Genomic DNA, 12,034 nt, shown 5'->3' with positions numbered 1-12,034 from the left:
GTATCGGCCCCGACGGCACGTCAGCAGCAATGATTTCAGACCGCCGCCCGGGTGATTTACCGCCCGTCTGGGACCTGACGGCGACGTTCCAGGTCACCGCGCGGGTAGAGATCCACATGACCACTTTTGCTTCCGCGGCCCCCTACTACGCCCGCTTCCGGCCGGCCTACCCCGAGGCCGTCTACGCCCACATCCGCAAGTGTTTCCGGCTGGACGGAACTCAACACGTGCTGGACCTGGGGTGCGGGCCGGGGACGCTGGCCATCCCCCTCGCGCAGTACGCGGCGGTCGTCCACGCGGTGGACCCGGAGCCCGCGATGGTCGCTGAAGGCCTGAAGCTTGCCGAAGCTAGGAGCGCCGTCAATATCGCGTGGCAGGTTGCGGACGCATCCCGACTACTCGATCTCGGTCTCCCCAAGATCATGGTGTGCACCATGGGCCGTGCCTTCGGCTGGATGGACCGGTCCCAGGTTCTGGCCGATCTGGACAGGGTGATCACCCCGGACGGCGGCCTTGCCTTCGTCTCCAGCGTCGCCCCGGCGGAGCCGCCACCGTGGCTGAAGGTGATCGAAAAGGTCGGAGCGGATTACCTCGGGCCCGACTACCGGACCCGGTATGGGCCCGCCGCTGGCCCGGCTGAGGGCCCCGACGGCCTACTCGCAGCTTCGGCGTTCTCCCACCTGGAGGCTGCCGTCTTCGAGCAGGCACTGGAGTTCACCCTGGAGGAGCTGGTGGGACTGCAATTCTCCTTCTCGTACACCAGCCCTGACGTTCTAGGTGACCGGCAGGCCGCGTACGAGGCTGACCTGCGTAGCGAACTCGCCCGCTTCGATCCCGCTGGCCGGTTCTACGAGACCCGGCAAACGGTATGCACGATTGCTACCCGTCGCTAGGTTCCTTCACGGCCATCTTGGGCAACCAGCCTCGGTTCCTTCTGGCCACCGCTCTCATACGGCGCGTTGTCCGACGCAGGCACGGCGCGGTCATCCCCATCGGCCAGGCCTGCAGTGGCGGCCGCGCGGGATATCTGGATGACGCCAGCAACTGCTGGGCCCTACTCTCGGCAGGCATGACGAGCATCGACCCCCGTATCACGGGTTTCTACAGCGAGTACGACGAGGCGGCACGACTCCACTCCACAGCGACGGGCCGCCTCGAATTCGAGCGCACCCGGGAGCTGTTACGGCGCTACCTGCCTCCACCGCCGGCCCGCGTGCTGGACGTGGGTGGGGGCCCAGGTGCCCATGCCCAGTGGCTGGCCGAAGACGGCTACGAGGTACACCTGGTGGACCCCGTGCCGAAACACGTCGAGCAGGCACGCGAGCGGGCGCCCGGATGCGTGGCCACGCAAGGGGACGCACGTGACCTGGCCTTCGCGGGACGCACATTCGATGCGGTGCTGCTCCTTGGGCCGCTGTACCACCTGGCGGAGCGCGAGGACCGACTGAAGGCGCTGAGGGAGGCCCGACGGGTTGCGGTGCAGGGTGGTGTGGTGGCAGCTGCAGGGATCTCCCGGTACTCCCTGATGCAGGACTACACCGTCAGTGCAGGCCTGTCCCCGGAGCTGCTGGCCGGTGAGGTCTCTCAGGTGGTACGTACGGGTTCCTACGACGGCAGCAGGGGGTTCACGGTTGTGCACTTCCACACGGCTGCCGAGCTGACGCAGGAGGCCGACGAAGCGGGGCTGAGCGACGTGCGCGTCCACGGGATCGAGGGCCCGGGATGGGGGTACGTCGTCGCGGCCAGCCGATGCGCGGGCCAGGAAGAGGCGGGAGCGCTCGTCGCGGATGCGATAGCGACGGCCCGCCTCGCCGACGAGCACGCCGAGTTCCACGATGCATCGGCGCACATTCTTGTCGTTGGCTCAGTCTGAGCTGTCCCGTTTCTCCGTGGCAGGTGAGCAGGGACAGGCGGTGGTACAAGGCCGACGGGATCTCGTGCTCCGCGTCTGGGGAGGAGTCGGCACTGGCATCGCCGCACAGAGGGGCCCCGACGGCTTAGGTGGCGGCACGCCAGGCGTTGACGAGAGAGCACACAGAGTGGAACCGGCGCTCCGGTTCGGCGGCCGTTGCCTTCTTGATGACGGCCAGCTGGCCGGGGGTGCCACGCCACTGCTCCTCCTCGTCGCCGGCGTCGAGGAGGAGGCGGAGTGCCCTGCCGAGGGTGAACACGGTTGTCCGGATGTCGATGACCGCACCCCGCACGAACTCCTCCGGGGCCATGTAGCGCCTGGATCCGGGCAGCCGGTCCGCCTCCAGGGTGAACGGACCGGGTCGGTACTCGTCCAGGTCACACAGAACCATCTCGTGATCTTCGAAGTCGTAGAGCATGCAGCCGTCATAGAAGTCGACGGCTACGAGACCGGCCTGCTCCACGGCGAGGTGGGCACTCAAGATGGAACGCAGGGCGGCGTGAACCCGGTGAAGTGGCAGCTGCCGGAACCGCGCCATCGGACTGCCGGGGGCAGCCCTTCCCCCGTGGTGGGACCTTGTTGGGTGATAGAGGACGTCGCCCCCCAACCAGGGGTAGACGAGCGCCAGGCCGTCGTCAGTCGTGAAGGAGTGCGACAGGGGCACGATGGCCGGGTGAGCTACGGCTTGGTGGACCAAGACGGCCCGGCGCAGGGATGAGACGCCGTTGGGCGTCGAGGCGCCCTTCACGAACCAGCGCCGCCCCGCCGAGACCAGGCCGTATGAGATGCAGCCGGAGTCCTGCTCGGTGAATCTCCGAAAGATGCTGCCTGTTCGTGTGAGGTAGGGCTCAAGTGCGGATACGTGCGTGATGTCGAGGAGAGGGCGTTTAGCCATAGCTCGCATGGTGCCACTGCTGACCCGAGTGACTGGCCGATTGTGGTCGGCCATTGGGTGCGCGACCGGCCAGGGTCGCGCCAGGTAATGTCGAGGCGGTCCGACACCTCCGGGAGTTGCTCGGCGGCGATGAACGCCCTGACCTCGGCCTCGACGATCTCCTCGACTCCGAATGAAAACAAGTACTTGCTCGACGGCAGGTGGGTGCAGAAGGCCAATGGGAAGCCAGTCTGGGTGGATTCTGTTCTAGATGGCCGGGGGCTCGGGGTCCTCTGGTGCGACGGGGCTCTGTGAAACCGCTACGTCGTTGTACGCCGACCGCCGCGATTCGGTCCTACCGGTGTGAGCATTTTGATCGTCCCTGTCAGGTCGAGCCTCACAACTCTCCCGTCTGGTGACCTTCGTGAACACCTGTTCCGCGCGGTCCAGGGTCAACCGCATCGTGCCGTACGGCCCCACCGCGTACCCGGTGCGGTGACCGTGCAGGTGCAGTTCCTCCACTGCCTGAAGCCCGGCGTCGGCCTCCGGCACGTCGACCGGCGGGATGAGAGCGTGCAGCTCCTCCGCCCACTCCCAGCCAAGATCACGGAGCACAGTTCGGGCTTCCTCCTGCTCCCAGCCGCTTCGCGCCACCAGCCCGTGACGAGGGTCCGCCGAGAAGACCATGTTGGGGTCCGTCATCATCCGGCCATCGCCTCGACTCGTCCCGCAGGTCCCGACTGTTCGGCGGCGTCTGCCTGGGCCGGAGCGGGCCAGGCTGCGAGCTGGAAGCGCGCCGGGCGGTCTTCGTGCCGTCCGACTCGGCATTCGTCGCCGGCCTTGCCCAGGGCCTTGTTCATCCGGGTGAGGAACCGGTCGTACTGCTCATGCCAGATCACGGACGAACCCGCGTCCGCGTACGCGTCGGTTCTGGCGAAGGCCAGGGCCACGATCTCGAACGCCAGGCCCTCGTGCTTCGTCCAGCACGGCGGGATGACGTCCTGCGGCTGCCAGGCATACGTCCAGTTCAGCCAGCGGCACACGGAGTCGAGCCATGCGGGCATCGGCGCAATCAGCTCGGCTGACAGAGCGCCGAGGTCCCACGGGGCGGGGCCATCGACCGCGGAGTCCTCCGCGCTCCGCGCCGCGATGTACTCCAAGATCAGCGCGGGCGGTTCGGGGAAGGGATCGAAGTGAGCGAGTGGATTCGTCATGCGGCAGTCGCCCCGTCACGGCTGGCCCACGCGGCTGCATGGGCTTTCGCCTGGTTCTTCTTCGCGGTGGCCTCGCGCGAACGCTCCGCCTCGTTGGCCGCTCGCAGGTCGCGGACGTGACCTTGGATCTCGGCCCAGGACTCCCAGGTCCACATGCCGTCGAGACGGGTGACGACAGGGGGGAGGTTGTCCGCGAGCACCAAGGCGTCACCTTCGGGCAGAGCCCTGATCTCGTCGCCGCGCAGGACCGGTTCCAGAGCCATGTGCGTGGCGGTTGAGTGGCCCCCGCGGTCTGCTCCGTTCGTGGTCTTCGTGGTGCGCTCCCGTTCGACCTGGCCGCACAGGTCGGACATGTCCTTGAGGAAGACAGGGTCCTTTGCTCCGCCGAAGACCACGACGTAGTTGGTGAACGAGGCCAGCTCGTTCGCTGTGTCTTCGCCGAAGCGGGCGCGGGCCGATGCCCAGCCCTGGAGGCCGTAGATCACGGTGATGCCGCGGCCCCGGCCGTCGGCGACGCGTTGACGAAGAGATGGGATCGGCGCGATGTTCGGCGCCTCGTCCAGAGCGGCCAGGAGGGTCGGGTCGAGCCGCCCCGCAGGGGACGTGATGGCGTGAGCCTCGGCGATGTCTAGCAGGTCCTCGGCTATCGCCGTGGTCAGCGGCGCGACGCTGTTCACCTCCGAGTCTTTGCCGAGCAGATAGATGGTGCCTTCCGCGTTGAGGAACTCGTGGAAGTTCGTAGGGTCCTCTCCGTCTCCTTGCAGAGCACGGATCACCGACTGGTGCATGAGGGGTTCGAGGGCCGCGTCGAGGGTGCTGGCCGTGTTGCCGACGGTACGGCTGTCGCCCGTGGTGGCGGTCCGCAGCATGTCGGCCCAGCCGGGGCCGGCGCCGGGGTGGGCGTTGAGGATGCCGAGGGGTGCAGGGTCGGTCAGCTTGCGGGCCCACTTCAGCACCCAGTCCAGGTTGGCCCCGTCGAGAGCGGCGGCGTGGAAGAACGCGGCGAGGATCTTGGACGCCTGCCCCTTGTAGAAGGCGCTGCCCTCACTGGACTGTGCCGCGGACCCGGGGGTCCGAGAACCGGCGACGAACGCCTTGGCCCTCATCATCGCGACCTCCGTTTCGGACGCGCCGGTGATCGGCGTCCAACGGAACTTCGGGAGAGAGGGAGCGATGTTCTGTGGGTCGAAGACCATGACCGGGCGGCCGTCGCGCCGCCGTGCATCGAGGGTCAATTCGACCAGGTCAGGCTTGGTCGAGGTAGCGAGGACCGGACCGGCCCAGTTGCGGATGGTCGGGGCGAAGAACCGCAGGGTTTTTCCGCTGCCCATGGGGCCGATGACCCGGCATGCCTTGTCGGCGCGGGACCACAGCTCTATGCCCTTCGGACGTTGCGAGGTCCCCAGCGAGTAGCCGAAATCGTGAGGATCGAGGGGGTGGCGCATGACGTGCTCCGGAACGAGGTGGGCGAGTAGGGGGGCGGTTCAGGAACCGGTGGAGCGGTCCTTCGTGAGGCTCACCGCTGATGTACGGGCGGGTTGGTCTTCACCGCGGGTGAGGGAGGGGCGGATCTCGGTGGCCTTCAGGACCGCCTTAGCCGACATCTGGCGCTTGAGCTGGGACTTGGCGGCGAATCCGGCGTCGCGGCGACCACGGTTGGTCAGAATCCAGAGGGTGGCCAGGCCCAGCGCGCACACAGCGGTGACGGCGTACAGGGCCAGGGAGATCCCGGTGGGCATGAGGTCCACTACTCGGCCCTCCGCGCGACCCGGGCCGCGAGGTAGCGCATCCGCCGGCCGCACAGCCGGGACATCGACGCGTCGGGCCCGGCACAGCGCGGTGGAGCTGTGTGGAAGGCACTGTGGAGGTCTTCCGCCGCCCGCCAGATGTGGGTGACGGCCGTACGGACGCGGCCACCGGCGGCAGAGTAATCGCCGTGGTCCAGCACGATGGCCAGTGCCTTCGTGCGCCGGGCGAGATCGAGGGCATCAGCGTGCAGCTGGTCGATTTCCTGTCGCACCGCGTGCTCGTCGGTCGGGAGCGTGGTCTCGTCGGTGGTGATAGTCATGGAGGGGGCGCGCTCCGAATCTGCGTGGAAGGGGTCTGCGGCGGCGAGGTGGCGGTGGCTGCTCATTCGGTGTCCGGGGAGGTGCTGGTCAGGTCAGTCATCGAGCCGGAGGAGAAGCACAGGTGCTGCTCGGCTTCGACCAGGAGATGTTGGACGCCGGGGTAGATGACCTCTCCGACCTTCCACAGCGCGATTCCGCGGCGTAGGCGCATGATGTGCTCGGCAGTCCAGGACGGCAGCCCCAGCCGGGACACTGTGGCTTCTGCCTCGGATTTCTTCTGCGAGTAGATGACGATGGTGTCGGCCATCTTCAGAGCCGCTTGCGTCTCTGGGCTGTCGTCAATGTCCGACAGGTGGTGGACGATGAAAATGCAGCTCAGCCCGTAGCCACGAGCGAACTTCAGGAACTTCTCCAGCAGGCTGGCCAGCTGGGGAGTTCCGAGGATGTGCCATGCCTCCTCGCAGACGAGGATGCGCTTGCGCTGGGTGTAGCGGCGGCAGCCCGCTTCCGGGTTCGGCCCCAGTTCCCAGGCGCCGGAGTTCGCGTCGACCACAACGCGTTCGTGCTGACCCGGCTCCGTCCCGCACTCGCACAGCGGGCGCAGCCATACCTCTTCGAGGAAGACACTGATGACGGCGACGAGGATCGTCATGGCGACGCCGCCGGATGGGACCTTGGTCAGGTCGAAGACGATCATGTCGGCGTCGAGGTCCACGCCGAGGCTGGTCGGTCCGTCCAGCATGCCGGTGAGGTCGCCGGTCGCGTCCTGTTCGCTTCCGCAGAGCCGGTCCAGTACGTAGGAGGCTTCCAGGCCGTCACCGAGGAGTTCGTCCCGCGTCCGCTGCTTGGCCGCGGCGTCGGATTCCTCTGGCGAGCGGAGCGCGGCGGCGACGTCCGCCAGGACGGGCGTGCGGCCGAGGTCGCTCGCCCGCTGGTGGGCCCGGCGGATGCTGATGCGCAATGCTGAGCCGGCGAATTCGTCCAGGGGCCTGCCGAGGCCAAGTTCGACGATCGTCCGAACCAGTTCGATCTGTCGTTTGCCTGCGATGGCGGGGTCCATCGGGTTGATGCACGAGGCACCGCGCCCGCCGCCCGGGGCGAACTTCACCGGGGCCTTGCCGGTCAGCGAGCGGCCGAGCGCGGCCCACTCGCCCTCTTCTCGCTCCTTCTGCTCCTTGGTGTCTAGCACGACCACCTGACGGCCGAGGCGGATCTGTCGTGCGGTGTAGGTCTTGGTGAGCGCCGACTTCCCTCGGCCGGTGTCGCCCATCACGATCATGTTGCCGCCGGGCAGACCGTCGCCGAACGCCGAGAACGGGCAGTAAATGAATGCCTTCCCCGAATACAGCTCCCGGCCGATGATCGCGCCCGCGGTTCCGAGGGTCGGCGGCGCGATGGGCAGGTACAGGGCTTGGCTGGTGGTCGTCGCCGTGTAGAGCGGGCGGCGCACCGTTTCGTACATGGGGGACAGGGGGGCGAGGTCGAGCAGGTCAGTCACTTGATGCCTCCGGCGAGGGGGAGGGTCGTGGCGAAGGCGCGAGCGTGTTCGAGGTCGAGCCATTCGATGCGGAGGTGAGTGTTGCGGGCCCGGGACGCGGTCGTCCGCTTCGTGCGCTCCAGCTCCTCGGCGCTGCGTGCCGAGATGGTGATGTAGCCAACGACGGCGGAGCCGGCCGCCCCTGACGAGGCCAGGGCCATGCCGCGCGAACCGGTGGCGCTCGCGGCGATCTGGTCGCGGGGGTCGATGTTCTTACCGCGCTGACGGTCGCGGTGCATCTCCGCCTGGTTGTTCGTGTCCTCCGCGAGCATCCGTTCCACGGCCTTGTCGTTCGGCTCCAGATGCTGGGTGATCGAGATGGTGCGGATCACGTCGGGCATCCCGATCAGAAGGGGCGACAGGAAGTCGGGCCCCACGGGCGTGGTGGGCCACCCGACGACGGCGGCCGTCGCGTGGAACCAGCTGTCGGTGGAGCCTGCGGCGCGGGTGGCGACGTGGGCCCCGTTACGGACATCGACGTTGCGGGGGAACGCGTGCGCCTGCGGGAGGTCGGTGTCCCAGATGGCGTGGTCAGGGTCGTAGGAGTTCCGGATGAACGCGGTCATCCGCCCCTCGTCCAGGGGCGCGATCACCGAGAGGTCAGCGTCCTCCGCGCGGGACCACAGCTCCTCCAGGTACGCGGACATCGCAGCGGCGACCCCGTCGTCACCGGTACCTCGGGCCGCACCTTCGGCCGCCAGGTCGCGGGTGAACTTCGCATGGATGGTGATGTAGTACCGGTGTTCCTCGGCCGAGGTGGACACAGCGTTGGCCAGCACGTCGTACGACTGCTTCAGCCACTGCGGAGCGTCGGCCGTGGCCGCCGACTCGTCGCGCTGCGCGATGAACCGCTGATGGGCATAGGGGTCGGACTTCATCTGTCGGGCTAGGACTTGAATCCGCTTCACCGGGTGTTCCTCGACGTTGCCGAAGGCGTCGAGGAGTTCGCCCCAGCGCTCCAGGGCAACGATCTGTTCCCCGACCTCCTTGCCACCCAGGCCGGGGGAGGCGATCTCCAGGGTGGCCGTGACGCAGCGGGCCTCCGGCTGGAGGACCACGACGGCCTGCTGCCCGCGGACCGTGACCGGCACCCACGTCATGCCCGTGACGCCCTCGGGTTCCGCCAGGGCAGCGTCCGGCGGGGTGCCGTCGCGTCCCACACCGGCCTCGAAAGCCGGGGAGATCCACACGCCGCCAGAACGGCGGAGAGCCGTGCGGTGGTAGCGGTTGATCCGCCACCAGCGGTAGAGAGTGCGCCGCTGTGAGGTGCCCTTCGGCCGGTACGGGGCGTACACGATGACGAGGGCGAGCAGGATCGGCAGGACGAGGCAGGTCGCGGCGATAGCCGTCACGCCGTTGAAGACGTAGCCGAACAGGATGCCTGCGGCGGCACCGCCACCGAGGACGACCTGTTCGCCGAGGTCACGGCGGCCCACCAACCCCGTGGGGCGGTGCTTTCCGAATTGATACGTACGAGTCGCCATGGGTCAGTCACTGGTCCTTGCTGGGAGTCGGTCGTCCCGGTGCCTGGCCGCCCGACGGCCGCGACGGCGGCGGGGGCGTGACCGAGGGCCCGGAGCCCGAGGTGGTTCCTGATGCAGAAGAGGGGGAGGTAGGCGGCGTCGGAGTGGGCGCCGCCGGGGCGGAGATCTGTGGCGGAGACGGTGGCTGTGCCGTATTCGGGGCTTCACCGGTTCCCGGCGGACGTCCGGACGCTGCGTGGCTGCCCGCAGAGGACCAGTCCGGCGGAGAGCTGACGACCGGGTCGGAGGTCGCGCCCTCGGGACGCGCAGCGGCCGGAGCACCGGATGGACCGGCCTGGTCGTCGCTGCCCTGCTGGCTCTGCGGCTGTTCGGAGCTGCCGCCGCCGTTGGCGACGTCGGCGCCCTGCATGCCGGGTGAGTTCGCGGCCTTGTTCTTCGCCACGTCGACGCCGGCCTTCGCCACGGCCAGCCCTGCGGCGACCGGCCCGGCCACAGCCGTTCCGCCGCCCATCTTGGCCCCAGCCGCCTTGGCACCGGCCGCCTTTGAGCTGCCGCCGACCAAAGAGTCCTGCACGTGCGAGTTGATCGCACGATTCGCATGCTGGCCGGGACCGTCGATCGCGGCGGCCGGGCCCGAGGACTGGGCAGTCTTCCGGTCGTGGTGGAGCTGGGCCATCTCGTCGCCGAAGGCGGGCACCCATTTGTAGAGCGTGGCGCTCGCGAAGACGGCGAGCAGGAGGATCAGCGCACCGACCAGCGTCTTGGAGACCGCGTCGGACATGCTGCCCGAGGTGTCGCTGAGGATCGCGCCACCGAGGCCGAGCAGGGCGAAGAGCACGGGTTTGCTCAGGCCGATCGCGAAGAGGGCACCGAACCACTTCTTGCTCTTGCCCCACAGATCACGGTCGACGAGCCCGGCGTTCACGATGGGGCCGAGCGCGACGGCCACGTAGATCGCCGCGCTGCGGATCAGCAGCTCGATCCACATCAGCAGAGCGCCACACATCATGATCAGGTTGACGACCAGCAGTTGGCCCACGCCCTCTGTGGGGTTCCCTGCCATCACCTTGAGGATGTTCTCCAGGAAGGGCTTGAAGTTGCTTGTCGCGTACGGCTCGAACACTGCCGTGACTTCGTCAATCGCCTTCATCAACAGGGCGATCGCGCCCGGCGTCATCGCGTTGACCACGAACTGGAGGAGCAGAAAGCCGACTGCCTCGGAGACGGCGGTGGTCACCGCGACCCCCCGGACTGCCCGCTTGGCCACGGCGATCAACCACAGGGCCACGGTGAGCAGGCTGGAGGCCGCGAAGATGATCGCATACTGCTTCAGGAAGCCGGCCGCCGTGAGGTCGATCTTCGTCGTGTTCTGGATCAGCTCCAGCATCTTGCGCAGGAACCAGATGTTGGCCTCGGTGAGCTTCTGGAGCAGGAAGCCCAGCGGGTCCTTGACGAAGTCGATCGCAGACTTCGCCTCGCACACCATCGGGATGTAACAAAATGGATTGGCGACCGCGGACGGGACGAAGATGAACCCGATGATCACGTTGACCATGGCCACCGTCCGGAGGCGACACCTCCAGCGGCCCGGGGTGCCCCGCTCGATGGTCAGCAGACCAGGGGCGTCATCACGCAGTCGCAGGCGCATTGCTGGCACCCCCCACGTCAGCGAAGCTGTCGGCCGAGTCGGCCTCCTGCATGGCAGGCGGCGACGGTACGAGTGGTTCGGACGGCGTGACGGCCGTCGTCTTCCAGGTGCCGTCCTCCCAGAGGAGGTCCACGGTCATCCGGAGGAAGGCGATCTGCGGGCGCTGTGTTTCGTCCTTGCCTGCGACTCCGCCCACCGACGCGGTCCACAGCTCGACGCTCGCGGCCTGGTCGGAGTGTGAGATCGCGCGGGTGGCGAGTGCTGCCGTCCGCGTGATCAGTTCGCTGCCGTCGGCTGTCTTGCCGTCGGCACCGACCCCACGGTTCTCCATTACCAGGCGGGCCGTCGAGTCGGTGTCCGAGATGACCGAGTGCAGCACGCTTGGCGCTGCGGTGGCCTTCAGCATCCGGTGTCGCCAGTCCTCATCGGTGAAGAACCTCGGATCGCCGTAGAGCATGGTGGCGCTGACAGCGGCGGCGCGGGTGCCCTGCTCGTTGTGCCCGTACGGCGTGGGGAATCCGTCCTGACCGGCCGCGCCGCTCAGGACGGGGTCTTCTGCAGCGGCCGAGACGTAGCCGGCGAAGTCACTCGTGACGTTGGACGCCTGCCTGGCGTCGATCGGGGAAACAAGTCCGGTCGAGCTCGCACTCTCCTTCAACTTCCAGTCGTTGGACTCCCAGGTGAGCGTGACCGTCACCGACTGGAAGCCCGCCTTCGGCGTCGCGTGCCCGGCTGCGCTGCCGCGAACCGTCGTCGTCCACAGGCGGACCATCGCCCCGTGAGCGTCGAAGCCCAGGACGTGAGCCGAGAGGACACCGGTACGGGAGATGGCCTGCTTGGCGGAAACCTTGGAGTCGTCGCCCCGGAGCGCGCTGACTGCCCCAGCGGCGGCGTGGTCGGCCTTCTCCGTCGCCGTGGCGGCAGTTCCCTGGGCAGCCATGACCGACACGGCGCGGTGTCGAAGTTCCTTGTTCGTGAGGAATCCGGCACTGCCACTGACCGTCGTGTAGTTGGCTGCCGCAGCCTTGGCGCCAGCCTGCGTGTGCGGGTATCCCACGGGGACGCCGTCCACCTCACGCACGCCCCCTTCGCTCACCGGCGGTGCCGAGTGGGCGAGTGCTGATGAGGCGGGGGCGGGGGCGGTCGGGTTGCCCGTGGCCAGGCTGACGATCACCCCGGTCGCGGTGACGACCGCTGCCCCACCGGCGGCAATGCCCCAGAGCTTCGCCGAGGGCTTGCGTGCTCCGCCTGCCTTCGGGGGGGAATCGTTCTTGCGTCGAGATCGCCAGGTCATGG

General features: G+C 68.1%; 12 protein-coding genes. 2 read left to right on the top strand and 10 right to left on the bottom strand.

From position 1 onward, the window contains the following. Positions 1–29: 29 nt before the first annotated feature. The gene (locus tag ACIQZO_RS23310; RefSeq protein ID WP_403629106.1) at positions 30–893 is read left to right on the top strand and encodes a class I SAM-dependent methyltransferase; all 864 of its coding nucleotides are present in this window, start codon (positions 30–32) and stop codon (positions 891–893) included. Between the two features lie 176 nt (positions 894–1,069). Beyond that, the gene (locus ACIQZO_RS23305; protein ID WP_403629104.1) at positions 1,070–1,873 is read left to right on the top strand and encodes a class I SAM-dependent methyltransferase; all 804 of its coding nucleotides are present in this window, start codon (positions 1,070–1,072) and stop codon (positions 1,871–1,873) included. Positions 1,874–1,997: 124 nt separating this feature from the next. Here ACIQZO_RS23305 and ACIQZO_RS23300 read toward each other — a convergent pair whose 3' ends face one another. The 10 genes from ACIQZO_RS23300 to ACIQZO_RS23255 form a co-directional block, all read right to left on the bottom strand. Further along, positions 1,998–2,393 (bottom strand): hypothetical protein, encoded by a 396-nt coding sequence (locus ACIQZO_RS23300; RefSeq protein ID WP_403629102.1) that lies wholly within the window; start codon positions 2,391–2,393, stop codon positions 1,998–2,000. Positions 2,394–3,053: 660 nt separating this feature from the next. Next, positions 3,054–3,491 carry a hypothetical protein gene (locus tag ACIQZO_RS23295; protein WP_403629099.1) on the bottom strand — a complete coding sequence of 146 codons (438 nt, stop codon included), beginning with the start codon at positions 3,489–3,491 and terminating at the stop codon, positions 3,054–3,056. Further along, the gene (locus ACIQZO_RS23290) at positions 3,488–4,000 is read right to left on the bottom strand and encodes a hypothetical protein (RefSeq protein ID WP_403629097.1); all 513 of its coding nucleotides are present in this window, start codon (positions 3,998–4,000) and stop codon (positions 3,488–3,490) included. Before ACIQZO_RS23290 ends, ACIQZO_RS23295 begins: the two co-directional genes overlap by 4 nt. Beyond that, entirely contained in the window at positions 3,997–5,445 is a 1,449-nt protein-coding gene (locus ACIQZO_RS23285; protein WP_403629096.1) for a type IV secretory system conjugative DNA transfer family protein, read from the bottom strand. The genes ACIQZO_RS23290 and ACIQZO_RS23285 overlap by 4 nt, the downstream gene beginning before the upstream one ends. A gap of 39 nt (positions 5,446–5,484) precedes the next feature. Beyond that, on the bottom strand, positions 5,485–5,748 hold the full coding sequence (locus ACIQZO_RS23280; protein WP_403629095.1) for a hypothetical protein: 264 nt from the start codon (positions 5,746–5,748) through the stop codon (positions 5,485–5,487). Continuing rightward, positions 5,748–6,068 carry a DUF6238 family protein gene (locus ACIQZO_RS23275; protein ID WP_403629093.1) on the bottom strand — a complete coding sequence of 107 codons (321 nt, stop codon included), beginning with the start codon at positions 6,066–6,068 and terminating at the stop codon, positions 5,748–5,750. The genes ACIQZO_RS23280 and ACIQZO_RS23275 overlap by 1 nt, the downstream gene beginning before the upstream one ends. A gap of 62 nt (positions 6,069–6,130) precedes the next feature. Then, on the bottom strand, positions 6,131–7,567 hold the full coding sequence (locus ACIQZO_RS23270; RefSeq protein ID WP_403629090.1) for an ATP/GTP-binding protein: 1,437 nt from the start codon (positions 7,565–7,567) through the stop codon (positions 6,131–6,133). Then, positions 7,564–9,090, bottom strand: a complete 1,527-nt coding sequence (locus tag ACIQZO_RS23265) for an SCO6880 family protein (protein ID WP_403629087.1) — start codon at positions 9,088–9,090, stop codon at positions 7,564–7,566. The genes ACIQZO_RS23270 and ACIQZO_RS23265 overlap by 4 nt, the downstream gene beginning before the upstream one ends. A gap of 7 nt (positions 9,091–9,097) precedes the next feature. Beyond that, positions 9,098–10,738, bottom strand: a complete 1,641-nt coding sequence (locus tag ACIQZO_RS23260; RefSeq protein ID WP_403629085.1) for a hypothetical protein — start codon at positions 10,736–10,738, stop codon at positions 9,098–9,100. Next, positions 10,719–12,032, bottom strand: coding sequence for a hypothetical protein (locus ACIQZO_RS23255; protein ID WP_403629083.1), 1,314 nt, complete (start codon positions 12,030–12,032; stop codon positions 10,719–10,721). The genes ACIQZO_RS23260 and ACIQZO_RS23255 overlap by 20 nt, the downstream gene beginning before the upstream one ends. Between the last annotated feature and the right edge of the window lie 2 nt (positions 12,033–12,034).

Source organism: Streptomyces sp. NPDC097617 (assembly GCF_044761485.1).
Taxonomy (GTDB): Bacteria; Actinomycetota; Actinomycetes; order Streptomycetales; family Streptomycetaceae; genus Streptomyces.
Note: the sequence above shows the minus strand (reverse complement) of the source record. Positions and strands in the feature narration are given on the sequence as shown.